This is a genomic window from Lawsonibacter sp. (genome assembly GCF_022777125.1).
In the GTDB taxonomy this organism is placed as follows: domain Bacteria; phylum Bacillota; class Clostridia; order Oscillospirales; family Oscillospiraceae; genus Lawsonibacter_A; species Lawsonibacter_A hominis.
In genome coordinates this window covers 38,357-63,716 of the sequence record NZ_JALFGV010000159.1, presented here as the reverse complement: position 1 = coordinate 63,716, position 25,360 = coordinate 38,357, and the positions used below count along the sequence as shown (strand labels likewise).

Sequence of the window (25,360 nt, the reverse complement as noted above, 5' to 3'; positions counted from 1 at the left end):
CCCCAGCACCGCACAGGCCGCCAGGGCCGCCGCCGCCTCGATCACCGGCACCGCCCGCGGCACGATACAGGGGTCGTGACGGCCTTTGATCTTGAGTTCCACTTCCTCGCCGGTGCGCAGGTCCACGCTCTCCTGGGGCAGGGCGATGGACGGCGTAGGCCGCAGGGTGGCTTCAAAGACCACCGGCATGCCGTTTGTGATGCCGCCGTTGATCCCCCCGGCGTGGTTGGTTTTGGTGATCACCTTCCCGTCCTCCACGGCAAAGGGGTCGTTGGCCTGGCTGCCCCGCATCAGGGAAAAGGCCACCCCGGCGCCAAAGGCCACGCTCTTCACCGCGGGAACGGCAAAGAGGTATTGCGAAAAGATCCCCTCCACGTTGCAGCCGAAGTCCGGTCCCCCCAGCCCCGCGCTCAGGCCGGTCACGGCGCACTCGACGGCTCCGCCCACGGAGTCCTGCGCCTGCTTTGCCTCCAGAATGGCCTGCTGCATCTGCCTCCCCGCTGCGTCGTCCAGCACGGGGAAGTCTTTTTCCGCCACGCCCCGCAGCTGGCCGGCTTCCTCCAGCGCCGCGTCGCAGATTCCGTAAATGGAGCTGATATGGGCACCCACCCATACGCCCTGCCGGGCCAGAAGCTGCTTGGCCACCGCCCCCGCCGCCACCAGCGGCGCGGTCAGGCGCCCGGAAAAGTGGCCGCCGCCCCGGTAATCCTGGCAGCCGCGGCTTTTCAAAAAGCCGGCGTAATCCCCATGGCCGGGCCGGGGGGTGTAGCGGATGGAGTCGTAATCCGACGAGTGCTGGTCGGCATTCCCGATGACCATCGCCAGCGGCGCGCCGGTGGTCTTGCCCTCGAACATGCCGGAGAGCACCCGGACCTGGTCGGTCTCCTTCCGGGCGGTGGACAGGGCGCTCCGGCCCGGCCTGCGCCGGTCCAGTTCCCGCTGCACCGCCTCCAGGTCCAGCGCCAGCCCGGCGGGCACGCCCTCCAGCACCACGCCGATGGCCTCGCCGTGGGATTCCCCGAAGATGGTGTGCTTCATGTGATGTCTCCTCCCAGGCTTTTGTAGTCCTCCCAGAAGTCCGGGTAGGACTTGGCCACGCACTCCGCCCCGGCAATGGTCACGCTCCGCCGGCAGCGGGTGGCGGCGATGGCCGCCATCATGGCGATGCGGTGGTCGTTGTGGCTGTCCACCGTCACGCCGCCGCTCAGTTCCTCCCGGCCGAAGATGGTCAGGCTGTCCGCCGTCTCCGTCACCCGGGCGCCCAGGGCGGTGAGCACCTCCGTCACGGCGGAGAGCCGGTCGCTCTCCTTCATGCGCAGACGGGCGGCGTTTTTCAGGCACAGGTCGGTATTCCCCGCCAGCGCTCCCCAGGCCGCCATCGGCGGCACCAGATCGGGCGCGCAGGACACGTCGATCTCCACCCGGCTCCGCCCCCCCGCCTGTTCCGTCCGGACAGGCGTTTCCGGGGCCGTCCGCCCCAGGATCGGCACACGCTCACCGCCGTTCAGCGGCTCGCCGCGGAGCATCCGCCCCCAGTCCAGAACCATCTTGTCTCCCTGGGCGGAGTCCAGATCCATGCCGGTTACTTCCACATCGCTGCCGATGCCCGAGGCGGCATACCAGAAGGCGGCCTGGGACCAGTCGGCCTCCACCGTCCTCTCGCAGGCCCGGTAGGCCTGCCCGCCCGGGACGCGCCAGCCCCGGGCCGAGGGCGTTACTTCGATGCCAAAGCGCTTGAGCACGTCCACCGTCAGAACGACATAGTCCCGGCTCTCCAGCGCGGTCGTAATGACGATCTCCGAATCCCCGTCCAGCAGGGGCAGGGCATAGAGCAGCCCGGTGATAAACTGGGAGGATACGTCCCCCCGCAGACGGCAGACGCCCGGGGCCAGCCGTCCGGAGAGGACCAGCGCGCCGTCCTGATATTCACAGGAGATCCCTTTCTCCCGGAACAGCTCGAAATAGGGCTCCTGGGGCCGCTCCATCAGCCGTCCCCGGCCGGTGAAGCGTCCGCCGCCCCGTACCGCCAGAGCCACGGGCATGAGAAAGCGCAGGGTGGAGCCGCTCTCTCCGCAGTCCAGGCGCGGCGCGGCCAGCCGCCGCAGGGGCGACCTGGGCCCGGCCCGCATCCCGGTAATGCGCAGCGTATCCCCCTGCCGTTCCAAGCCCGCCCCCAGCTCCGCCATACAGCGGATGGTTGCCGCAATGTCCTGGGAGCAGGCCACGTTGTGCAGAAGGCTCTCCCCCTCCCCCAGGGCGGCGGCGATGATCAGCCGGTGGGCCTGGGATTTGGACGGGGGCGGGGTAATGCTCCCTGCCAGACGCCGGGGAGTGATGGTCACGTTCATAGCGTCTCCTCCAAAAGGGCGGTCAATTCCGCCTTGGGCATCCGGCGGGGCACAGCCCGCCCAACGGCTTCCAGCAGGATCACCGAGATGTCGTCTCCAGCTCCCTTTTTATCCAGCCCCACGGCGGCGGCATAGTCCGCCGCCGTGCAGGGGATGTCCACCGGCAGAGCAAAGCAGCCCAGCAGCGCGGCAATGCGCGCCCCGGTTCCGGCGGGCGTGACCCCCAGCCGCTCCCCCAGCTCCGCCGCCTTCACCATGCCCGCCGCCACCGCCTGACCGTGGGTCCAGGTCTCGTACCCTCCCGCCAGCTCATAGGCGTGAGCCAGGGTATGGCCAAAGTTCAGGAGCATCCGCTTCCCGGTATCCCGCTCGTCTTCAATCACTACTCTTCGTTTTAAATCGCAGCAGGTATACAATACGGATTCAATATCCCCCATGACCTGCCCCCTGGAAGGCCGCTGTTCCAGGAAGGAGTAAAAGTCCGCGTCAAAAATGCACCCGTACTTGACGACCTCCGCCATACCGTCGGCAAAGGTCCTCTCGTCCAGGGTGCCCAGCGTCTGGGGGTCCATCAGCACCAGCCGCGGCTGCCAGAACGCGCCCGCCAGGTTCTTGCCGTGCGCCAGGTCCACGGCCACCTTCCCCCCCACGGAGGAATCCACCTGAGCGAGCAGGGTGGTGGGGATCTGGACAAAGTCCACCCCCCGCAGGATGGTGGCGGCGGCAAAGCCCGCCAGATCCCCCACCACGCCGCCGCCCAGGGCGACCACCGCGTCCGTGCGGGTAAGTCCGAAGTCCATCATGCTCTCCCACAGCTCAGACAGCCGGGACGCACATTTGGAGCTCTCCCCGGCGGCGACGGTATGAAAGGCCGTCCGAAACCCGGCGGACGTCAGGCTTTTTTCCACCCGCCCCCGGTACAGGGGGCCTACGGTGGAGTCGGTGACCACAAAGAGACGGGCGGCCTGGGGGCAGGCCCCCCGGAGGTGCTCTCCGGCGGCATCCAGGAGCCCGGGGGCGATACGGATCTCATAGGCGCGGGCATCCAGGTCCACACGCAGCGTTTTCATTGGGAACACTTCCTTTTCCGCAGCAGCGGCGATCAATCAGTTTATTTTACCAAAGTCTTCCCCATCAGGTCAACCATCGCGCCCACTTTACCCATGAGCCGGCCGAAGTTTTCCGGCGTGAGGGACTGCTGGCCGTCGCATTTGGCGTGGGGGGGATCGTTATGGACCTCGATGATCAGGCCGTCCGCCCCGGCGGCGATGGCTGCCATGGCCAGCGGCTCCACCATCCAGTACATGCCCGCGGAGTGAGAGGGGTCTACGATAACGGGCAGGTGGCTCATTTTCTTGATGGCGGGGATGGCGGATACGTCCAGGGTGTTGCGGGTATAGGTCTCGAAGGTGCGGATGCCCCGCTCACAGAGGATGACGTTCTCGTTGCCGCCCGCCATGATGTATTCGGCGGACATGATCCACTCCTCGTAGCTGCTGGACAGGCCCCGCTTGAGCAGGACGGGCTTGGACATCTTGCCCACCTCTTTGAGCAGGTCGAAGTTCTGCATGTTCCGGGCACCGATCTGCACCAGATCCACCTTTTCCTCGAACACCTCCACATAGCGTGGAGACATGATCTCGGTGACGATGGGCAGGCCGGTGGCCGCCTTGGCCTCCAGCAGAAGCTCCAGCCCCTCCAGTCCCATGCCCTGGAAGGAATAGGGCGAGGTGCGCGGCTTGAACGCCCCGCCCCGCAGCAGCGCCGCGCCGGAGCGTTTCACATCTTCGGCCACCGCGATGATCTGCGCCTGGCTCTCCACCGAGCAGGGCCCGGCGACGACCGAGAAGCTGCCGCCGCCGATCTTGGCCTTGCCTACGGCGACCACCGTATCCTCCGGGTGGAACTTGCGGTTGGCCTTCTTGTAGGGCTCCTGCACCCGCATGACCCGCTCCACATGGGGGTTGATGGAGATCTTGTCCATATCCACCGCAGTGGTATCCCCTACCAGGCCCAGAATCGTACAGCCCACGCCATTGGTGACCCCGACGTCCAGGTCCATCTCCTTGAATTTGGCCACCAGCGCCTCGATATCCCGCTGCTGGGTGCCCGGCTTCATAACGACTACCATACTGCAACATCCTTTCCAAAATAAAAAGGAGCCCATTGATGAAATCAATGAGCTCCCCCAAAAAATACGGAGATCCTATGGGCCCGCCTTGGCCCACCCATTCATTCCATCCTTCTCTTTTCCCCCATGCCAAAAAAGCCGGCGCCCGTAAATCGAGCCCAGCCAAAGAAGAAGCAGAAGGATGCAGTTGTGAGGGCGCAGCGCTTCATATATGAGACCTCACAAATTTGGGTTAGTGGCATTATACGCCTCTCCCGCGCAAAACGCAAGGAGAATTTTTCGCTTTACCTCCCTTTTACGCACTCTTTACCCCCCTCTGGTGGCGGCGCAGGCGGCGGGCGGGCTATTCTCTTTTTATCCGAATGAACGAGGAGGAGCATTACCATGAAACAGATCCCCAAGCGCGTTCTGGCCATAGGGCTGAGCGCCGCTCTGCTGGTCCCCGGCGGGGCCCTGGCCGCCGCCGGCGGCGACCCCGCTCTGTCCCGCAGCGCCTTTGCCCGGGTCCTCTGGGAGGAAGCGGGCCGCCCGTCCGCACCCGCGGGCGAGTTCTTTTCCGACGTGGCCCCCGGTGACGCCAACTACACCGCGATCCTCTGGTGCGCCCAGTCGGGCATCGCCGCAGGCAACGACAAGGGCCTGTTCCTGCCCCAGACGCCGGTCACCCGGGAACAGGCCGCCGTCATGCTGAACCATCTGGCCGTCCACAACGGGGACGGCATCATCGCCGCGGCCGACCTGAGCGGCTGTTCCGACGCCGGAACGGTCTCCGCCTGGGCGGAGGAGGATGTGCAATGGGCCGTGGCCAAAACCATCCTCCCCCTGGAAAACGGCCTGCTGGACCCCCAGGGCACCCTGACCGCCGCCGAGGCCCAGGCCATGGCGCAGCGCTACGCCGCCACCGCGCAGCACGCCCACACGCTGGGCCTCTCCGGCGTGGAAAACGCCCGTCAGCTGGGCGGATATGTCACCCGGGACGGCCGGGTGGTAAAAGACAACGTGCTGCTGCGCACCGGCAAACTCTCCGGCGCTACCGAGGCGGATCTCGCCCTTCTGGCCGGCCTGAACCTGACACAGATCGTTGATCTGCGTACCACCGCCGAGATCCGCGAGGGCCCAGACCCGGTGCTGGACGGCGTCGTCAACACGCAGATCAATATTCTCGGCGACGATTCTTCCGCCACTTCCGCCGTCACCGGCATTTATGGTTCCGACCCGGTCCAGGCCATCATCGCGATCGTCCAGAGCGGTCAATTCGGGAACGATATGTACCTCTCCTTCCTGGAAAGCGAAAACGGTCTGGCCGGATACCGCGCCTTTTTCCAGAAGCTGCTGGGCCAGAAGGAGGGAGAGGCGCTCCTCTGGCACTGCACCGGGGGCAAGGACCGCGCGGGCACCGCAGCGGTGCTGCTGCTCTCCGCCCTGGGCGTGGATCGTGAAACGGTGCTCCAGGACTTCATGCTTACCAACGACTTCAACGCCCAAAAGATCGCCTACATGGCTCAGGCCGCCCAGGCCAAGGGCGCCGACGCGGCCACCGTGGCGGGCGTCAAGAACCTGACCGGCGTAAATTATGACGCCATGGCCGCCATGCTGGACGCCATCGACTCCAAGTACGGCTCCATGCACGCCTTCCTCACGGCCGAGGACGGCATGGCCCTCACCGAAGCTCAGCTCGCCCAGCTCCAGGCGCTCTATCTGCAGTAAGGGCCGGGGAACCGATCTCCTCGCCCGGGTCAAAAAAGCACGGCATATGCGCGCAAAAGCGCGCATATGCCGTGCTTTTATCGTTTCCCCGCGGGCCGGACCGCTCGGATCCAGCGCCCGCTTAGTAGGCCACGCCCCAGTAGACCATATGCTTGGCCGGTTTCCCGCAGATGGCGCAGGTATCGCCCAGATGCTCCTGCTCAAAGGGGATACAGCGGGAGGACACTCCGGCCTCCTCCTTCATCCGCACCTCGCAGGCCTCGTCGCCGCACCACATGGTCTTGGCGAAGCCGCCCTGGGCGGCCATCTTCTCCTTGACCTCCTCCAGCGTGGCACAGGCGTAGGTGTTGTCCTCCAGGTTCTTCTTGGCCTTGGCGTACAGGCCGTCGTGAATGGCGTCCAGCATCTGCGCCACGGTCTGCTCGATGTTGTCCAGGGAGACAAAGCTCTTCTCGCCGCTGTCCCGGCGCACCAGGACGCACTGGTTTTTCTCCATGTCCTTGGGCCCCAGCTCCAGGCGCAGGGGCACGCCCTTCATCTCATACTCGGCAAATTTCCAGCCCGCAGACTGGTCGGAGTCGTCCAGCTTCACCCGGAAACCGGCGGACTTCAGCCGGTCCATAACGGCCCGGTTGGCCTCCAGTACGCCCTGCTTATGCTGGGCCACGGGGATGACGACCACCTGAATGGGGGCTACCCGGGGGGGCAGCACCAGGCCCCGGTTGTCGCCGTGGGTCATGATGACGCCGCCGATGGTGCGGGTGGTGAAGCCCCAGGAAGTCTCATAGGGATGGCACTGCTTGTTTTCCTTGTCGGTGAAGGTGATGTCGAAGGCGGTGGGGAAGCCGTTTCCGAAGTAGTGGCTGGTGCCGTTCTGCAGGGCCTTCTTGTCGTGCATCATGCACTCGATGGTGTACGTGCGCTCCGCCCCGGCGAACTTCTCCTTGTCGGTCTTCATGCCCATGACCACCGGCATGGCCAGCACGTTCTCGCAGATGTCGGCGTAGATGCGGTGCATCTGCTCGGTCTCGGCGATGGCCTCCTCGGCGGTGGCGTGGAGGGTGTGGCCCTCCTGCCACAGGAATTCCCGGTGGCGCAGGAAGGGGCGGGTGGTCTTCTCCCAGCGCAGCACGGAGCACCACTGGTTATACAGCAGCGGCAGGTCCCGCCAGGAGTGGACGATATGGCTCCAGTGTTCGCAAAACAGCGTCTCAGACGTGGGGCGCACGCACAGGCGCTCGTCCAGCTTCTCACTCCCGCCGTGGGTCACCCAGGCACACTCGGGGGCAAAGCCTTCCACGTGGTCCTTCTCCTTCTGGAGCAGGGATTCGGGGATGAGCAGGGGCATGGACACGTTTACGTGCCCGGTCTCCTTAAAGCGCCGGTCCATTTCCGCCTGGATATTCTCCCAGATGGCGTAGCCGTAGGGACGGAGGATAAACATGCCCTTTACGCTGGTATAGTCGATCAGGTCGGCCTTTCGGCACACATCGGTATACCACTGGGCAAAATCCACCTCCATATCGGTGATCTGCTCCACCTGCTTCTTGTCCTGTGCCATATCTATCTCAATCCTTTGCAGTTAGTTTGGTTCGTATTATTTTATGCATTCCTGCTGCAAAAGTCAAGCACGTTCCAGCGCCGGACGTCCCCGCTGTATAAAATTCCAGATTTTCCATACACTCTCGTCTATAAAGGTGGTGTGCGATGTGATCGAAGTGGGAATTTGGGAGCGGGACGAAGGGATTCTGGATGCGGTGGCCCGGCGCCTCCCGCCATCGGCGGCCCGGCTGCGGAGCGGCCGTCATCCGGCGGAGCTGGCGGAAGGCGTGCTGGATCTGCTGGTGGTCTCCCCCGGCGCGCTGGGCTGGGCGGGCGCGGGCGCCGTGGACTGCCGGACGGTGCTGCTGCCTGGTGGTGCAGGCCCGCTGGCCCGCGCATTGCGCACCGGCCAGGCGGTCAGCTACGGCACCTCCCCTCGGGACACCCTGACCTTTTCCAGTTTGGAAGGGGATCGGATCTGCCTGGCACTGCAGCGGGAGCTGGTGACGCTGCAGGGAACGGTGGTGGAGCAGCAGGAGATGGTGCTCCCCTTCCCGCCGGAAGCCTCCCCTCTGCCCTTCCTGGCCACAGCCGGAACCCTGCTGCTGTTGGGCATGCCCCCGGAACAGCTTATGGCGCTCCCAACGGGGGGCCCATAAAACAGGAAGAAACGCATTCTGCCGGTCTATCGAAGCGGCAGGATGCGTTTCTCCGGTTGATCTACCTGTTTATTCTCCTTTCCTTACCACTGGGATCCATACCTCATACTGTGCGTTTTGAGGATCCGGATTCAGATAAACCTCTATATCCGGAGCATCGGCATATTCATATCCGGAACCCGGAAGCCACTCTGTAATAATGCGTCGTTCCAACTCTTGAACAGACTGGTTATCACCTGTTGCGGAGAAGATGGCCCATGTGGATGCGGGTATGATATACTCCTCAAATTCCCCATTTTCCTTTGTGCTTGAAACAGCAATAAAATATTTCCACTGCTCTTCATCATTGCAGGCGCTGACTCCCAAAAGTCCAATGGGTGGCGCGTCCATCCTACCTGCCAGCTTTTGTATCGTTCCATCTGCGGCGGCATCCTGCCACAGCTTCGGTACGACCATAAAGTTCTTTTCCATTTCCCGATCAAGCGGCGCGGATACACCGATGATGCGAAAAGCACCCTTGGTTTCAATTCGATAATTCATCTCTGTTGCTCCCTTCACTGTAATGTAAAATGCAATGGGAGAGAAGGACTTTACCAATGCGTCGGTATTTTTGAGCGAGGACGGCGCAATTCCGTGAAAGGACTGAAACGCTCTGTTAAATGCCGTCGGAGAACTATAGCCATATTTGGCGGCAACATCAATAATCCTCTTCTTGCCGTCTTGCAGCTCAACTGCTGCCAATGACATTTTTCTTCTTCGGATATACTCTGCCAGAGAAATGCCCGCCATATAAGTAAACATCCTCTGATAGTGATATGTTGAGCAGCAGGCTATCCGTCCAAGTTGTCCAGAGTCAATCTCATCTGTCAAATGCTCCTCAATATACCTGACACTTTGATTTAGTCCTTCAACCCAATCCATTGCGGCACCTCCGTATCTGTATGTCATAATAAAGCATCTCTTACCTGTTGTCCTCTCAATCCTTGCACAAAATAGGGAGAATGGCCATACATAATGTTTGCCTTCCGCAGAGCCTGATCTATCTCTTTTTAACTAAGGCATTACCGCATCATTCAACGCGTGCGGATTGGCGCAAAAATTTGTGCCGCAAAAAGGCGCAAAACCGCAGGAATACTTTGTGTATTGCAAGGTTTTGCAACGCATTTGTGGGGCAAATCGGCCGCCAAAATGTGCGTGGGGAATTGTGCGGTGATGCCCTAAGGCAACTCGAAGCCAAAGACGCCGCGCAAATGCGCACTTTTATACCGCTTTGCGGTGTGCTGCGCAAAAAATGGCGGCAGGAATGTTCCTGCCGCCAAAGCTGTTTGATAAGCTCCCGCTTAACGGGCGCGCCGGTTTGTTCGGCAGCGGCGGCTCAGAGTACGATGACCAGAGTGGCCACAAAGTTGGCGCCGCTGTAGCTGCCGTAGATCTGCACTTCGTCATTCACCGTCAGCGCCTCCAGATAGGTGGCCGCGCCGTTGGCGGTGAGGAAACTGGCGCGGGACACGTCGACCGTAATGGGGGTTCCGTCGGCCTGCTGGATCATCAGGGATTCTTCCTTGACGCTGGGGACCAGAACGGTACCGGAGAGCATGCTGCTGGTGCTGCTGCCCTTGTCCACCCGGATGGAGAGCACCGTATCGCCGCTGACCACCAGGGAGACCTCATAATCCGGCTTGAGGGCGTAAAGGGAGATGGCCGTATCGTCCTGCGTGACGCTCACCCCGTCGGCCACGGTGTAGGAAACGCTGGCGCCGTCCTTCAGCTTCAAATCCATGGTCACGCCGCTGCTCTCCATGGTGATGCGGGTGATCGTGCCGGAGACGTTGGCGCTCTGAGAATAGCAGTCCAGGGTCTCCACCTGGTTATAACGCACGGTGACGGTGATATCGTCCCCCACCTTGATCTTGTCGATGGAGCTGACCTTATCATCCCGGTAGATCTCCGGCAGAGCGGTCAAATCCAGATCAAAGGACACCTGGGCCCCGGCGTCGGTCTCCACGGTGAGCGCGGTGGGCGTGCCGAAGGAGATGGATCGGATGGTGCCTTTCGTCTCCGTGGAGGCAGGGTAGGCATCCAGCAGGGTGATCCCGTCGCCGCTGATGCAGGCGGTGACAAAGAGGTTGCGGCTCAGCCCGGAAAGCGCGGCCGTTTTGCCCTCATAGCGCACCACAGCGCTGGCGGCCATATCATACGTGGTGGACTTGCCGGTCTCCAGATCCGTGACCGTAACGGTGTCATACCGGGTACCCACGCTGTAGGTGCGCAGAGAGCCCTGGATGTACTTGGTGACGGTATCCACCGCAACGGATACCAGCTCGTATTCCGTCTCGTTGGACACCTGCATGCTGACATAGCTGTCCACATACCGGCCGCTCATGGCGCCCACCGTCCCGTTGATGGTGACGGCGGCGTCGGCCGGCAGCGTGTACTGGGTGGTCACGCCGTTGAAACCGGTCACCCGCAGCAGCTGGCCGCCGCCTACATTGGCCTCCACACTGGCGATCAGGCCTTCCGCCGGGGCGGTGCCGCCGGAGAGCCGGAGCTGGACCAGGCGGCCCTGGCTGTCCACAGAGCAGACGGCCTCGGTATACCCGCCGTCCAGGTCGATGACCTCCGCTCCGCCCACGCTCTTGCCCGCCTGGACTTCAGTGAAGCGGTCGATGGTCATCGCCCGGGGGGCGCCGCTGACGCTGATGGTGACCTCGTCCGCGTTCAGGCTGGTGACGGCGCCGGTGTAGACCGTCAGGGCGCCGCCCACCCGCACGGACTCCGGCGTTCCGCTGGCGGACAGGTTGACGCGCACATACTGCCCCACCTTCAGTGCGGAGGAGGTGGTGAGCATATTGTTCTCATAGATCTCCACGCCGGCGGGCAGGGAGATGGTGCGGGCGCCGGAGAGTTCGTTGCTCAGCGTCAGCAGGACCACGCCGCTGCTGCCGGTGGTAACGGCGGTAATGGTGCCGCCCATCCAGTCATAGCTGGTATAGGCGGGCAGCTCGGCATAGATGCCCCGCTCCTCCATAAAGTCAATGGCCCGGCGGAGCATGGTGGCCATCTCGGCCCGGGTCAGATCGCCGTTGGGCAGGAACCGGTTGGCCTGGTCGCCCCGGACGATGCCGTACATATTGAGCAGGTAAACATAGGGCTTCAGGGCAGCGGAAATGGAGGCGGTGTCGGCAAAACTCATGGAATAGCTGGTCAGGCTCTGGGCCAGCGGGGCCAGCTGCATGGCCCGCACCAGGTACATGGCCAGATTCTCCCGGGTGATCGCCCGGGAGATGTTTCCGGTGCTGGTCAGGGCGGCCAGCTCGCTCTCCGAGAGGATGCCGGTCTCCAGGCACACCGCCATCTCCTCCGCCGCCCAGGAGATCATATCCTGCGGCAGCAGCTTCTTCAGGCGCGCCGCCCAGGCGGCATAGATCCTGGTCTTGTCGCTCTTGGACACACCGGTGGTCCGGGAGCAGAAGAGCAGCGCCTCACAGGCGGTCATCTTCCGGTCCGGCGAGAACGTGGTGGCGCTGGTACCGTTCACGACACCAGCGGTAGCCAGGGCCTCCACGTCTTCCTTGGCCCAGTGGCCCACCATGTCGGTAAAGCTGACCGCTCCGGCGGATACGGTCAGCAGGGAGAGCGTCATCACGAGCGCCATTGCAAGTGCGATCCATCGCTTTCCTTTCATAACGGGTACCTCCATCATTTGCATTGGTTTCCATAACTACAATAAATTATAGCGGCTTCCGACCGAAAATGCAACCTATAAAACAGCGGCGGGCGCGTTTGCGCCCGCCGCTGTCTGATCGCTTGACCGGGGATGATCGCTCCGCCCCGTTTTTGGATCGGTCAGCGCTGCACCCGGCCGGAGCCGTCGCCGCCGGCCAGCTTCTCCACCTCGGCCAGGGTGACCCGGTTGAAGTCCCCCTCGACGGAGTGCTTCAGGGCCGAAGCCGCCACCGCGAACTCGATGGCCGCCTGGGTGTCCTTCCCGCTGAGCAGGGCGTAGATCAACCCGCCGCCGAAGCTGTCGCCGCCGCCCACCCGGTCCACGATGTGCAGGTGGTACTCCTTGGAGAAACAGTACCGCTCCCCGTCGTACAGCATTCCGGCCCAGTCGTTGTCGCTGGCGGAGATGGAAGTGCGCAGGGTGATGGCCACCTTCGCAAAGCCGAACTGATCCGCCAGCTGCTTGGCGACGCTCCGGTAGCCCTCTTTATTGAGCTTTCCGCCGGTGACGTCGGTGTTCTCCGCCTCGATGCCGAAGACGTCCTTCGCATCCTCCTCGTTGGAGATGCATACATCCACGTATTGGCACAGCCCGGTCATGGCCGCGCGGGCCTGCTCCCGGGTCCACAGCTTGCCGCGGTAGTTCAGGTCGCAGGAGATGGTTACGCCGCGCTGTTTGGCCGCGATGCAGGCCTGCTTGCAGATCTCCACCAGATTGGGGCCCAGGGCGGGCGTAATTCCGGTAAAATGGAACCAGTCCGCCCCGTCAAAAATGGCGTCCCAGTCAAAATCGGAGGGCTGCGCCTCCTGAATGGCGGAATGGGCCCGGTCGTAGATGCACACGCTGCCCCGCTGGGAAGCCCCCTTCTCCAGGAAGTAGATGCCCACGCGCGCGCCGCCCCGGACGATTTGGGAGGTGTCCACCCCCAGGCCACGCAGGGCGTTCACCGCCCCCTGCCCGATGGCGTGGGCGGGCAGCTTGGTGACAAAGGCGGCGTCCATGCCGTAGTTGGCCAGGGACACGGCCACGTTGGCCTCCCCGCCGCCGAAGGTGGCCTGGAGCTGATCGTCCTGGAAAAAGCGGTAGTACCCGTTGGGCGCCAGCCGCAGCATAATCTCACCGAAGGTAATGACGCGTTTCTTCATAGCAAGGGACCTCCTTATTATCAAACGATCGAAACAGTCTCTCTGCCCGCTTTACGCCTGCACCAGATGAATGGCAAACCCGCCGAACGCGCCGTCCACATAGATGGCCTTCGTCTTGCCCCTGGCGTCGGTCTTGCGGGTCTCCTCCCGGCACCGGATGCCCTGAAGGCCCAGGTGATAGACCGCCCGGTCCACGCTGTTGGTGCCGATGGCGATATGACCGTGGGCGCCGGGGCCGGGAGTCTTGGTGCACTCCACCGCAGGCAGGGCCTGTACGGAGGAGTTGCCCATCTGATACGTAAAGCCGAAAAAGGCGCACAGCGTCCGGGCCAGCCGGTCCGCCTCCTCCTCGCTGCCGCAGTTGACGCCCACATGGTGCAGGGAGAAGCCCAGCATGGTGCGTACCGCCTCCCGCGTCATTCGGGTGATTTCGTCCCAGTTTTCGGCCGCGATCAGGTCCTTCTTCACCATCCAGGTGCCCCCGCAGGCCACGATCTGGTCGAAGGAGAGGTAGTCCATCAGGTTCTTTGCATTGACCCCGCCGGTGGGCATCCACTTCAGGGTCTTATACGGCCCGGCGATCGCCTTGAGCTTGGCCACGCCGCCGTTCTGTTCGGCGGGAAAGAACTTTACCACGTCCAGGCCCAGGCTCATGGCCTGCTCCATCTCGCCGGGTGTGGCGGTGCCGGGGACCATCAGGGCCCCCTTGGAAAGGACATACCTTACGGTGTCCGGATTAAAACCGGGGCTGACGATGAATTTCGCCCCCGCGTCCAGGGCCCGGTCCACCTGCTCGCGGGTCAGCACGGTGCCCGCGCCCACCAGCATCTCGGGGACCTCCCGCGTGATGGAGCGCATGGCCTCCTCGGCCGCGGCGGTGCGGAAGGTCACTTCCGCCACCGGCAGGCCGCCCGCCACCAGCGCCCTCGCCAGCGGCACCGCCTTCTTCGCGTCGTCGATGGCGATCACGGGCACAATGCCGATGTTGGAGATCTGTTCCAGAATGGGATTCATATGCTTAACCTTCTTTTCTGCAAGTTTACGGATGCATGGAAAGCACCGCATCCGGCGCCGTAACCGTCCGGCATGCCGGGACGCGCACGAATGCGGTGTGCTTTCTGTTTATCTCCGGTCCTTTTGGATGGCCTCCCACAAGCCGTTCAGGTAGGCCACGCCCAGGGCCCGGTCGTACAGGCCGTAGCCGGCCCGGCCCTTTTCGTCCCAGATCATGCGGCCGTGGTCGGGGCGGATATAGCCTTCGAAGCCGATGTCGGAATAGGCCCTCATGATCTCGTACAGATCCAGGCTGCCGTCGGCGGAGAAGTGGGCCGCCTCCTCAAACTGGCCGGGGCCGGTAAACTTGATGTTGCGCACGTGGGCAAAGTGGACGCGCCCGCGCCCGCCGAATTCCCGTACCATGGCGGGGATGTCGTTGCAAGGATTGGAGCCCATGGAGCCGGAGCACAGGGTCAGGCCGTTGTAGGGGCTGTCCACCAGGGAGAGGATGCGCTCCACATTGTCCCAGCCGGTACAGATGCGGGGCAGTCCGAAGATATCCCAGGGGGGATCGTCCGGGTGGATGGCCATTTTGACGTCGTACTGCTCACACACGGGAATAATGGCCTCCAGGAAGTACTTCAAGTTGCGGAACAGATCCTCATGGGAGACGCTTTGATACTGGGCGAAGAGGCTCTTGATCTCCGCCATGCGTTCCGGCTCCCACCCGGCCATCTCAAACGCGCCGGCCCCCTGCTGGATCTGATCGGCAAAGGCCTGGGGATCGGTGATCTTGTCGATCACCGCCTGATCGTAGGCCAGGACGGTGGCGCCGTCGGCGCGGGGCTTGAACAGGTCGCTGCGGGTCCAGTCGAAGACCGGCATAAAATTGTAGCAGATGACCTTCACGCCCGCCTGACCCAGGCGCTCAATGGTCGTGCGGTAACGGTCGATGTACGCGTCCCGGCTGGGCAGGCCCAGCTTGATGTCCTCGTGGACGTTGACGCTCTCGATCACCTCCAGCTCCAGCCCGGCGTCCTGGACCTCCTGTTTCAGAGCCTGGATGCGCTCGGCGGGCCAAAGGGCCCCGGCAGGCAGGTCCATCAGGGAACTGACCACGCCGCTCATATTGGGAATCTGCTTGATATAACGCAGCGGTATGGGGTCCATCTGGCTCCCGTACCAGCGAAATGTCATCTTCATGGATGATCGCTCCTCATGCTCTCTCACTCAAATACCGGCGCAGGGTGGCGCGGACCGCGCCGGGGCCCGCCAGCATGGCCCGGAACGCGGCTTCGGTCTTTTCCCCCAATCCCGCCTGGTACAGGTCCACGCCGAAGATGGCGGCGTTGGACAGGATGGGGCGCAGCTGGTCCGAGCAGGTCTCCGGCCGGCCCGCTTCGATCCCGGCCAGCAGGGCCCGGAGCTGGGGCGCCATGGGATCGGGGCTCACAGGCATCTCCCCGCCCTGGTCGTCCACACCCAGCAGATACCGGCACCAGCCGGCAAAGACCAGGGGAGCATACACCAGGGAGGACACGTCCAGGTCAGGCCGGCGGACATAGCGCTGCAGGGTGCCGCCGTAGCGGACGGGCAGCTTCTGAGAGGTATCCGCGGCGATGCGCTGGGGCGTGTCGGGAATGGCCGGATTGGGGAAGCGCTCGTTCAGCACCTCGTCGATGAACTTCCGAGGGCTGAGGATGCCGGGGTCTTCCACCACCTTCAGGCCCTCGGCGGCGATGTGCTCTACCAGCGCCTTCAGGTCCGGGTCCGCCATCTCGGCGGCAATGGAGGAATAGCCCAGCAGGCAGCCGTATACCGCCAGCGCGGTGTGCAGGGGATTGAGGCAGGTGCCCACCTTCATTTTCTCCGCCTTCTCGACCGTGGCGCGGTCGGCAAAATACACCCCCGCTTTTTCCAGGGGCGGGCGTCCGTTGGGGAAGGCGTCCTCCAGCACCAGATACTCGGTGATCTCCGCGTTGACGAAGGGGGCGATCCGGGTCCCGGTATTGGTCTGGAAGATGTTCATCCCCTCCACTCCCAGTTTTTCCAGCGCCGCTTGGACCGTCTCGGAGGGGTGGGGCGTGATCTTGTCGATCATGGACCAGGGGAAGGTGACGTTCGTTTCGTCGGAAAGCCATTCCAGGAAAGCGTCCGAGACGAAGCCGGCCTTCTTCCAGGCCTGTGCTGCGGCAAATACCCCTTCCCGCAGCTTTTTCCCGTTTTGGGAACAGTTGTCCATACTCACCATGGCGATGGGATGCCCGCCCGCCTGGAAGCGGCGGTACAGCAGCGCCGCGGCGATGGACATGGTGTGCCGGGGCGCGTCCGGCCCGGCGGCAAAATCGTGCTCCGCCACGGGCAGGGCCTTGCCGGACAGGTCGGTCAGGGCATAGCCCTTCTCGGTAATGGTGAAGCTGGCCAGCTGGAGACCGGGCGACTGGAACACCTGCACCAGATCAGCCCACTCTCCCCCCGTGCAGTCGGCCTTGAGGCCGCGGGCCACGCTGGCCACGACTTCCTTTTCGTAGGAGCCGTCGGCGCGCAGGCGCACCAGCAGGCTCAAATCGTCGTAGGGGTCATACACCTTGTCGATGATCTGAACGTCGAAGGATTCGGCCGCCAGGATGCCGGTATCGGTGAGCCCGGCGTTCAAAAGGGTCTGCTGCAGGGCGGCCAGGAAGCCGCGGAAGATGTTGCCCGCGCCGAAATGGACCCAGACGGGTCTCAGGCGGGTGCGGGCCTTCACGGCCGCCGCGTCGTACCGGGGCAGGGCGATCCCCGCGGCTTCCCAGCCCTCCCGGTCCTGCAGTCCCTGAAGATTCAAATGTAACATATCTCTTTGCCTTTCCCGTCAAGCCCTGGTGTCCACCAGGTGCTTGCCCAGCTTTTTCTCCAGCATGCCCTGGAGCTGGGTGAGCACGGTGCTGAAGATCAGGTAGACAAACGCCGCCTCGCAATAGAGCAGCAGGGGCTGGAACTTGACGGCGATGATGCTCTTGGCCGTCATCAGGATCTCCGCCACCGTGATGGAAGAGACCAGAGAGGTATCCTTCAGCAGACTGATGAAGGAGTTGGCCAGAGCGGGGACGGCCACCAGGGCCGCCTGGGGGATAATGATCTGGGTCATGGTCTGGAGCTTGTTCAGTCCCAGGGCCTTGCAGGCCTCGAACTGTCCCTTGGGGATGGAGCCCAGAGCGGCGCGGATGACCTCGGAATTGTAGGCGCCCTGGCTGATGACCAGGGCCAGGATGGCAGAGGGGATCGGTTTCAGCACAAGCCCCACGGAGGGCAGTCCGAAATAGATCACAAAAATCTGGACCAGCAGAGGCGTGCCGCGGATCACCCACACCACAAACCAGGCGATGGCCTTGAAGGGTGCGATCTTGGACATGCGCATCAGCGCCAGGACGAATGCCAATACCAGGCCCAGTGCAAACGAGACCAGCATCAGCGGGACAGAGATCAACAGGCCCGCTTTGAACATGGGCCAGAAGGACTCGACCAGCAATTGAATAATTTCCATGGCAGCCCGCCTCCTTGTTTGGTAAAAAAGAAGGGCGCCGCCGCATACGGCGGCGCCCCGGAACTATGCGGATTACTTCTGATACAGACTGGTGCTGTCGGCCACGGTCTCGCCGAAGTATTGGACGGTCAGGTCATAGAGGGTACCGTCGTCGATCATCTCGCCGATGATCTCGGAGATCTTGTCGCACAGCTCCTGATCCTCCTTGCGCAGCATACCGGCGGACTCGACCATATACTCCTCGCCCTCGGCAGGCTCGTAGATGGCGGCGATCTTCACATTGACCTCGGGACGGCTCTTCATATACTCGTCCACAGCGGCCACGTTATTGATGGTGCCGTCGGCACGGCCGGTATTCAGCTGCTCCATGGCGGCGGTCAGGTCGCCGTCGGCAGTCGTGGCGCCATAGCTCTGGGCGATCTTGCCTGCGGCGGAAGAGGGGGAGTTGATGCACAGCTTGCCGGAGAGATCCTCGAAGGAGGTAATCTCGGTGTTGTCCGCATTGACCACCAGGCAGTAGGGGTTCTCGGCATAGGAAGCGGTGACGGCGTACTTCTCCTGGCGCTCGGGGTTGGGGTTCACGCCGCAGATCACGATGTCATAGCGGCCCGCGTCCAGGCCCGCCAGCACGGGATCCCAGCTGTCGGAGATCTGGAAGTCCGGCTCCACGCCCAGGCGGGAGGCGATCTGCTTGGCAACCTCCACCTCAAAGCCGGTGAGCTCGCCGGTGCCGTCCTCGTTGTACACATAGGGGATCCAGTTGCCCTCGGCGCCGATGCCCAGCTTGCCGGCGTCCAGCACCCGCTGAAGGGAGCCGTCCCCCTCGGGGGCGGTGGTCTCGGGGGCGCTCGTCTCAGGAGCGGTGGTCTCGGGGGCGCTCGTCTCCGGGGCGGGCGTGGCGGCGCTTCCGCCGCCGCCGCAAGCGGACAGGGAGGCGATCATTGCAAGAGCCAGGACGCCGGTAAGGATTTTCTTCGCTTTCATTCTGTTTCACCTTTTCCTTTTCAAATTTTTTATTTTTCAGCGCGCCGCGCTGAGAAATACGCAGTTCAGGCCCGCAGGGCGCCGCGGGCTTTCGTCCGGGACCGGCCGGCGAAAGTTCTCAGTCCTCGATAAACCGCTCCAGGACCCGAAAATTCCTCCGGTCGGCGGCGTAGGGATCGGTAAAGTAGTGCTCGTCGGCCACCTCCTGCACCAGATACCCGGTGAAGTCGTGGTCGTTCATGATTTGGATCTGCCGGGCCAGGGCGGTGTTGCCGTCGCCCCACACATTGTGGAGCCAGGGGTCGCCGTCCAAAAAATGCATGTGGATCAGATCGCTCCCGAAGGCCTGGAACCAGTCCTCCAGCTTCTCCCCCGCCGCGCCGGTGGCGATGCTGTCCACCATCATCTTCAGGCTGGGATGAGCGATCTCGCGGTACATCCGCTCTGCCCGCTCCAGATTATAGACCAGGTTGCTCTCATCCCTGCGCAGGGACTCCATGACCAGCAGGATGCCTTCCCGCTCGGCCACCCGGCACAGGCGGCCCAGATGATCGCGGCAGCGGTTCCACATGGTCTGCTCGTCCTCGCCGAAGTATCCCCAGCCGGAGTTGACCACGACCCGGTCCGCGCCCACCTCGGCCGCCAGATGGATGGCGTTGGAAAAATAGCGGAAGGAGTACTCCAGGCACTCCGGCTCCTGGGACGCATACTGATACTGATAGGCCATGCTGGGGGCGGTGATGGACACGACCCGGACATCGTGGTCCCACAGCTTGGAACGCAGGGCGTTTACATCGCCGTAGCCCTCGTGGTCCAGCCAGAAGTGGGCCGCGCCGCACCAGAGCTCGATCTGCCCGACGCCCAGGCGCTGCTGGCAGTCCAGGAAATAGTCCAGAGAGAAGCGGCGGTAGTGCTGGTTCATATTGACCAGCTGGCCGCGTTGGATCCCCTTCATGCCCCCACCTCCCCGCACAGGGCGGCCAGGGCCCGCTCATCCGGATAGGCCGGCTGGGCGAGATACCGCTCGCCGGGCAGGCGCAGGGAAATGTCGCCCCGATAGCCCATAGCGTCCAGTGCGTGCAGATACCGCTGCATCGGCAGCACGCCCTCGCCCCAGGCCCGCCAGCCGTGGTAGTTCCCGTCGCACAGCCGCACCAGGCCAATCTTGTCCCGGAAACGGCCGAACCAATCATAGACCGTATCCCCGCAGGCGCTCATAATGTTGGTGTCCAGGCACACCCCGAGGCTGGGATGATTGAGCTGATGCAGCATGGCGTCCAGCTCCGCCGCGGTGTTGAGAATGGGCGACTCGGCGATGAGGGGCGTCTCCGCGCCCATGACGGGGGCCAGCAGCAGGCGCACCCCCGCCGCCTGCGCCGCGGGGCAGAGATGATAAAGGGTATCGGCGGCACTGCGCCAGAGCAGTTCGTCCTTCCGGTCCCAGCAGGCGCCGGAGGCATCCAGCACCAGCCGGTCGCACCCAAGCCCGGCGGCCAGGGCGATACAGCTTTCATAGTAACGCAGCGTGGCTTCCCGCTGCTCCCCCTCCGGGGCGGTGATGGCGCAGCGGTAGGCCGGCGGCGACAGGACCGCAGCCTGAAGGCCCGCCCGCTTCAGGGCGGCCTTCAGGCGGGCGGGGTCCTCATGGCCCCGGTATCCGCAGAAGAAATGGGGCGTCTGGGGGACAAAGTCCAGTCTGTGAAGGCCCAGCCGCCCCATTTCGGCGGTGAAAAACTCCAGAGGATAGCGGCTGTACTGGCCGTTGGAGCCCAGAAGCCGCGCCTTGCCGTACATCGCTTACTTGATCTCGCCGGGATAGCCGTTCTCGCACAGCTCAAACCACACATAGGCGAACTTCTCGCCCTCGGCGCACTCGCTGCCATGGTGGGAGCCGTGGGGGGTATAGGTGATGTCGCCGCCCTGCACGTGTACCTTCTCGTTCTCGGCGGTGTAGGTGAAGCTGGCGCCGGGCAGCATGATGTACCACTGCTCCAGCTCGTTATGGATATGCTGGCCGATGTAGTTGGGGCCGGTGCCGAAGTTGGCGCCCATGGACAGGCGGCCCAGGTTGCGGTGCTCCAGCAGCATCATCTGCTGGATATCGGCCCCGGTAAAGTTCTCCTTGTAATGCCAGGCCTCCGACACGCCGCGGAAGCGGGGCAGGCTCATGTGGGCCTCGCGCAGGCAGGTCTTGTCGTAATCGTTGAGCTCGGTGACGAAGTGGACGATCTCCATCGTTTCCTTCGCGTCGGCAGCGCAGTGGAAGGTGAAGCTCTCCTTGTCGAAGTCGGGTACGAAGACGCACACCTCGGTGATGTTGAAGACGCGGCGGGGCGTGACGATGTAGCCCTTGCCGGCGGTCACCAGGAAGACCTGGTTGTGCTGCTCCCGGGTGTAGGTCTCCGGGGTAAAGTCCGCGCCGGGCCGGAGGGAGACCCGCTCTACGGCAGCGTCCTTGTAAGCGCCCTCCAGAACGCTCACGCGGGACACGCCGTCGGTATACTTGTGCTGGATATCCGCACCTTTCGAAATCTTGACCAGAGCCATGGTAAATTCCCCTTTACAGTGAATTATTATATAAGGTAGCAACGCAGTCGGACGGGCGTTTTGTTCCGGGTCTTACTTGATCTCTCCGGGATAGCCGTCGATGCACATCTCGAACCAGATGTAGTCGCACTTCTTGCCGGCCTCCACCTTGCTGCCGTGCCAGAAGCCGGTGGGCGTAAAGGACAGGTCGCCGCCGGTCATGTGCACTTCCTCGCCGCCGGCGGTGTAGATGAACTCAGAGCCGGGCAGCGGGAAGTACCACTGGGCCAGTTCGTTATGGATGTGCTGGCCGATCTCGATGGGGCCGCTGCCCTTGACGCAGCCCATGGACAGGCGGCCCAGATTGCGGTGCTCCAGCAGCATCATGGAAGTGGTGACGGAGTTGTCCTTGAAGTCCTCGTCATAGGTCCAGCCCTGGCTGATGGTGCGCAACCGGGGCAGCGCCATGCGGGATTCCACCAGGCAGGTCTTGTCGTAATCGTTGAGCTCGGTGACGATGTGCAGGAATTCAAGGGGCTGCTTGCTGTCGGCGGAGCAGGTGATGGTGAAGCGCTCGCTGTCGAACTCGGGGACGAATACGCCGGGCTCGGTCACGTTCCAGGCCTGGCGGGGAGTGGTCACATAGCCCTTGCCCTTGGTAAAAATGAAGAGCTGGTTGTGCTCGGTGACGGAGTACACGTCGGGGGTAATGGAGTGGCCGCTCTGGAGCGCGCAGTGGGCGAAGCGGGCCTGGTCGAAGGCCCCCTCCAGCACGGGTACGCAGGCATAGCCGTCCTTGAAATCGTACTTGACGTCGCTGTACCGGGCTACCTGAATGAGAGACATGGTTCGTTCCTCCTAGTTATAGTATCTGTGTTTTGGGTTTGATCAAAGCATCTTGCTCAGGAAATCCTGAAGACGCTTGTTCTTGGGGTGTGCGAAGAATTCCTCGGGCGCGCTGTCCTCCACGATGACACCGCCGTCAATGAAGATGACCCGGTCGGCCGCCTCGCGGGCAAAGCCCATCTCGTGGGTGACCACCAGCATGGTCATGCCGTCGGCGGCCAGCTTTTTCATGACGTCCAGCACCTCGCCCACCATCTCGGGGTCCAGGGCGGAGGTGGGCTCGTCGAAGAGCATGACCTCAGGCTGCAGGGCCAGGGAGCGGGCGATGGCGATACGCTGCTGCTGGCCTCCGGAGAGCTGGTTGGGATAGGCGTCCCGCTTGTCTTCCAGCCCCACCGTTTTCAGCAGTTCCATGGCCTTCTGCTCGGCCTCCTGCTTGCCGACGCCCTGCACCTTGACCGGGGCCAGCATGATGTTGTCCAGCACCGTCTTGTGCGGGAAGAGGTTGAACTGCTGGAAGACCATGCCCATCCCCAGCAGGACCTGATTGGTCTGCTTGGGCGGGGCGGAGACCAGATCCACGTCATGGTAGAGGATCTGGCCGCCGGAGGGCTTTTCCAACAGGTTGAGGCAGCGCAGGAAGGTGGATTTGCCGCAGCCGGAGGGGCCCACGATGGCCACCACCTCGCCGGGCTGTATGTCGATGTCGATGCCCTTGAGGACCTCATGCTTGCCGAAGTTTTTCTGGAGTCCTTTGACGCTGATCATACTCATAACGTTTCTGCCCCCCGTAAGTGATAGCGGCCAAAGCCGAAATAGGAAACGCTGTTGCGGTAAGAGATGTCGGCCACCAGGCCCTCCAGAGCGTGCCGGTCGTCCGGAAGCTGTCCCTCCTCCACCCAGCGGCCCAGCACGCCGCACAGGATGCGGCGGAAGTACTCATGCCGGGTATAGGACAAAAAGCTGCGGGAGTCGGTGAGCATCCCGATAAAGTTGCCCAGCACGCCGCCGGCGGCCAGGTTCCGGATCTGGGCCTCCATGCCGTCCCTGCAGTCGTTGAACCACCAGGCCGAGCCGTGCTGAAGCTTGCCGCGCGCCCCATCGCCCTGATAGCAGCCCATCAGACTCACAAGGCCCGCATTGTCGTTGGGGTCCAGGGAATAGAGAATGGTCCGGGGCAGCTCGCCGTTCTCCTCCAGCGCATCCAGGAAGGCGGCCAGACCGGGCAGGTTCACCGCGGGGCCGATGCTGTCGTAACCGGTGTCCGGTCCCAGCCGGCGGAACATGCGGGCATTGTTGTTGCGCTGGGCGGCAAAGTGCAGCTGCATGGCCCAGTTCCGTTTGGCATACCCCCGGCCAAAAAACAGCAGCAGCGCCGTTTTGTACTGCCACAATTCCGTTTCCGTCGCCCGCTCTCCGGCCAGACGCCGCTTCAGGATGGCGTCCAGCGCCGGTACCCCGGCAGTGCGGAAGCAGAGATTGTCCAGGCCGTGGTCGGCCACCGCGCAGCCGTGGTCGGTGAAAAAATCCATCCGCCGGTCCAGGGCGGCGGTGAGGCTCCGCCAATCGTGAATCTCCATCCCCGCGGCGGCGGAAAGACGCTCCAGGTAGGCAGGAAAGCCCTCCTGCTCCAAATTCACCGCCTTGTCCGGCCGGAACGCCGGAAGGACCTTGGTCTCCAGGGAGGGATCCGCGGCAAGCTTCTCGTGCCACTCCAGCGTATCCGCCGGATCGTCGGTGGTACACACAAGGGTCACGTTGGACTGCTTCAGGATGCCGCGCACGTGCAGCCCGTCTCCGATCACCGCCTGGCAGTGATCCCAAACCGCCTTGGCGTTGGCCCCGGTCAGGTGTCCTTCATAACCGAAGTAGCGTTTGAGCTCCAGATGGCTCCAATGATAAAGGGGATTGCCCACCGCCCGCTCCAGGGTGGCGGCCCAGGCCTGGAATTTCTCCTCGTCCGGAGCCTCCCCGGTGATGAGCCGCTCCGGCACACCGTTGGCGCGCATCAGCCGCCACTTGTAATGGTCCCCTTCCAGCCACAGCTGCGTCAGGTTGTGAAAGACGCGATCCTCCGCGATCTCCCGGGGGCTGACATGGCAGTGGTAATCCAAAATGGGCAGCCCCTCCGCCACACCGTGGTAAAGCTCTCTGGCTGTCTGTGTATCCAGCAGAAAATCCTCGTCCAGGAATGGTCTCATGCTTCCATCCTCCGTCCCGTTTCAACGGGTTTTGCCGTTCTGTCCAAAGTTCCGTCCTGTGCTAATGATATATTTGTGATATATCTCTTGTAGCAAACCATAACATAGTTTTTTCCCGGTGTCAAGCAGAAAACCGACCATTTCGCTAAAAAAGTATTTCATTCCGCAAACCATCTGTTGCTTTTGTACAGGAGACCTTGACATTTTGCCTGCCTGCGCCCTTGACATTTCTGGAATGCGCTGGTATACTGTCCTTGTTCGTGATATATTACTTATTATCCTTTTTCAATCATTTGATATATTACAGCTGGAGGTGCCTTATGGCAAAAGCGCCTTCCCAAAATCGGGAACGCCTGTCTCAGGTCGCGTACGACCAGATCAAGACCATGATCCTGCAAAAGGACCTGACCCCCGGACAATTTATCAACGAATCCCAGCTTCAGGAGCTGCTGGAGCTGGGCCGCACACCGGTGCGGGAGGCCATTTTGGCTCTGGCGCAAGATAAGCTGGTCACCGTACACCCCAGAAAGGGCATTGAGATCACCCGCCCCACGCCCAAGGATATCCATGATATTTTCGAGATCCGCTCCCTGCTGGAGCCTATGATCCTCCGCCAGTGCTTCTCCATGGTGGACCCCCAGTGGGCCATGGACATGCGTGCCCTGCTGCTCCAGCATGAGGACGACAGCGCGGGAAATTCCGCCGAAACGGCGGCCCCGCTGATCGAGCTGGATAACCGCTTTCACCTGGAGTTGGTGGATACTCTGCGCAATCAATATGCCACCAACCTGATGCGCAGCATTGTGGACTACCTGAACCTGATCCGGGTCACCGCTTGGCGGCCTGCCCGGTACCGGGCGAGCAACCGGGAGCATATCGACATCCTGAACGCCATCCTGGAGCAGGACCTGGAAACGTCCTGCCGGCTGCTCTCCGATCACATCCATCTGTCCTATCAGGAGGCCATCAACACCATGATGCACACCTCGTTTTGATCGGACCGGACAGCGCTTTGCCGGAGG

At 62.8% G+C, this 25,360-nt stretch carries 22 protein-coding genes; 3 read left to right on the top strand and 19 right to left on the bottom strand.

The window, feature by feature from the left end; all coding sequences use genetic code 11:
• From aroC to aroF, 4 genes are all read right to left on the bottom strand, one after another.
• Positions 1 to 1,038, bottom strand: a 1,038-nt coding sequence (gene aroC, locus MR825_RS13260; protein WP_287881142.1) for a chorismate synthase, incomplete at its 3' end; no start/stop codon positions are given.
• Positions 1,035 to 2,348 carry a 3-phosphoshikimate 1-carboxyvinyltransferase gene (gene aroA / locus MR825_RS13255; RefSeq protein ID WP_287881140.1) on the bottom strand — a complete coding sequence of 438 codons (1,314 nt, stop codon included), beginning with the start codon at positions 2,346 to 2,348 and terminating at the stop codon, positions 1,035 to 1,037. The genes aroC and aroA, both read right to left, overlap by 4 nt.
• Complete coding sequence (aroB, locus tag MR825_RS13250) at positions 2,345 to 3,418, bottom strand: 3-dehydroquinate synthase (RefSeq protein WP_287881138.1); 1,074 nt, start codon at positions 3,416 to 3,418, stop codon at positions 2,345 to 2,347. The genes aroA and aroB overlap by 4 nt, the downstream gene beginning before the upstream one ends.
• A gap of 41 nt (positions 3,419 to 3,459) precedes the next feature.
• Positions 3,460 to 4,479 carry a 3-deoxy-7-phosphoheptulonate synthase gene (aroF, locus tag MR825_RS13245; protein ID WP_186907519.1) on the bottom strand — a complete coding sequence of 340 codons (1,020 nt, stop codon included), beginning with the start codon at positions 4,477 to 4,479 and terminating at the stop codon, positions 3,460 to 3,462.
• 384 nt (positions 4,480 to 4,863) lie between these two features.
• On the opposite strand from aroF, the gene MR825_RS13240 reads away from it, so the two are divergent.
• Entirely contained in the window at positions 4,864 to 6,186 is a 1,323-nt protein-coding gene (locus MR825_RS13240; RefSeq protein WP_186907518.1) for a tyrosine-protein phosphatase, read from the top strand.
• Positions 6,187 to 6,307: 121 nt separating this feature from the next.
• On the opposite strand, the gene proS is transcribed toward MR825_RS13240, so the two are convergent.
• Positions 6,308 to 7,747: a proline--tRNA ligase gene (proS, locus tag MR825_RS13235; RefSeq protein ID WP_186907517.1), complete on the bottom strand. Its 1,440-nt coding sequence runs from the start codon at positions 7,745 to 7,747 to the stop codon at positions 6,308 to 6,310.
• 148 nt (positions 7,748 to 7,895) lie between these two features.
• Here proS and MR825_RS13230 point away from each other — a divergent pair, with 148 nt between their 5' ends.
• Positions 7,896 to 8,387, top strand: a complete 492-nt coding sequence (locus MR825_RS13230; RefSeq protein ID WP_287881135.1) for a hypothetical protein — start codon at positions 7,896 to 7,898, stop codon at positions 8,385 to 8,387.
• A gap of 69 nt (positions 8,388 to 8,456) precedes the next feature.
• Here MR825_RS13230 and MR825_RS13225 read toward each other — a convergent pair whose 3' ends face one another.
• From MR825_RS13225 to uxaC, 14 genes are all read right to left on the bottom strand, one after another.
• Positions 8,457 to 9,308, bottom strand: a complete 852-nt coding sequence (locus MR825_RS13225; protein ID WP_256176139.1) for an AraC family transcriptional regulator — start codon at positions 9,306 to 9,308, stop codon at positions 8,457 to 8,459.
• Positions 9,309 to 9,762: 454 nt separating this feature from the next.
• Positions 9,763 to 12,072 (bottom strand): S-layer homology domain-containing protein, encoded by a 2,310-nt coding sequence (locus MR825_RS13220; RefSeq protein ID WP_287881133.1) that lies wholly within the window; start codon positions 12,070 to 12,072, stop codon positions 9,763 to 9,765.
• Between the two features lie 161 nt (positions 12,073 to 12,233).
• Positions 12,234 to 13,259, bottom strand: coding sequence for a sugar kinase (locus MR825_RS13215; RefSeq protein WP_287881132.1), 1,026 nt, complete (start codon positions 13,257 to 13,259; stop codon positions 12,234 to 12,236).
• Between the two features lie 51 nt (positions 13,260 to 13,310).
• Positions 13,311 to 14,273, bottom strand: a complete 963-nt coding sequence (gene eda, locus MR825_RS13210) for a bifunctional 4-hydroxy-2-oxoglutarate aldolase/2-dehydro-3-deoxy-phosphogluconate aldolase (protein WP_256176142.1) — start codon at positions 14,271 to 14,273, stop codon at positions 13,311 to 13,313.
• A 108-nt stretch (positions 14,274 to 14,381) separates the two neighbouring features.
• Positions 14,382 to 15,458, bottom strand: coding sequence for a mannonate dehydratase (gene uxuA, locus MR825_RS13205; protein ID WP_287881131.1), 1,077 nt, complete (start codon positions 15,456 to 15,458; stop codon positions 14,382 to 14,384).
• A 13-nt stretch (positions 15,459 to 15,471) separates the two neighbouring features.
• Positions 15,472 to 17,091 carry a mannitol dehydrogenase family protein gene (locus MR825_RS13200; RefSeq protein WP_287881129.1) on the bottom strand — a complete coding sequence of 540 codons (1,620 nt, stop codon included), beginning with the start codon at positions 17,089 to 17,091 and terminating at the stop codon, positions 15,472 to 15,474.
• 18 nt (positions 17,092 to 17,109) lie between these two features.
• Entirely contained in the window at positions 17,110 to 17,781 is a 672-nt protein-coding gene (locus MR825_RS13195; RefSeq protein WP_287881127.1) for an amino acid ABC transporter permease, read from the bottom strand.
• Positions 17,782 to 17,853: 72 nt separating this feature from the next.
• Complete coding sequence (locus tag MR825_RS13190) at positions 17,854 to 18,765, bottom strand: transporter substrate-binding domain-containing protein (protein ID WP_186907509.1); 912 nt, start codon at positions 18,763 to 18,765, stop codon at positions 17,854 to 17,856.
• Between the two features lie 118 nt (positions 18,766 to 18,883).
• Complete coding sequence (locus MR825_RS13185) at positions 18,884 to 19,720, bottom strand: sugar phosphate isomerase/epimerase family protein (RefSeq protein WP_186907508.1); 837 nt, start codon at positions 19,718 to 19,720, stop codon at positions 18,884 to 18,886.
• On the bottom strand, positions 19,717 to 20,559 hold the full coding sequence (locus MR825_RS13180; protein WP_186907507.1) for a sugar phosphate isomerase/epimerase family protein: 843 nt from the start codon (positions 20,557 to 20,559) through the stop codon (positions 19,717 to 19,719). The genes MR825_RS13185 and MR825_RS13180 overlap by 4 nt, the downstream gene beginning before the upstream one ends.
• 3 nt (positions 20,560 to 20,562) lie before the next feature.
• The gene (locus MR825_RS13175; protein WP_186907506.1) at positions 20,563 to 21,312 is read right to left on the bottom strand and encodes a cupin domain-containing protein; all 750 of its coding nucleotides are present in this window, start codon (positions 21,310 to 21,312) and stop codon (positions 20,563 to 20,565) included.
• A gap of 72 nt (positions 21,313 to 21,384) precedes the next feature.
• Complete coding sequence (locus MR825_RS13170) at positions 21,385 to 22,137, bottom strand: cupin domain-containing protein (protein ID WP_186907505.1); 753 nt, start codon at positions 22,135 to 22,137, stop codon at positions 21,385 to 21,387.
• Positions 22,138 to 22,179: 42 nt separating this feature from the next.
• A complete protein-coding gene (locus MR825_RS13165; RefSeq protein ID WP_256176159.1) occupies positions 22,180 to 22,905 on the bottom strand; it encodes an amino acid ABC transporter ATP-binding protein in 726 nt (241 codons plus the stop codon).
• Positions 22,906 to 22,907: 2 nt separating this feature from the next.
• Complete coding sequence (gene uxaC / locus MR825_RS13160; RefSeq protein ID WP_287881124.1) at positions 22,908 to 24,338, bottom strand: glucuronate isomerase; 1,431 nt, start codon at positions 24,336 to 24,338, stop codon at positions 22,908 to 22,910.
• Between the two features lie 320 nt (positions 24,339 to 24,658).
• Here uxaC and MR825_RS13155 point away from each other — a divergent pair, with 320 nt between their 5' ends.
• A complete protein-coding gene (locus MR825_RS13155) occupies positions 24,659 to 25,333 on the top strand; it encodes a GntR family transcriptional regulator (protein WP_287881122.1) in 675 nt (224 codons plus the stop codon).
• Positions 25,334 to 25,360 lie beyond the last annotated feature (27 nt).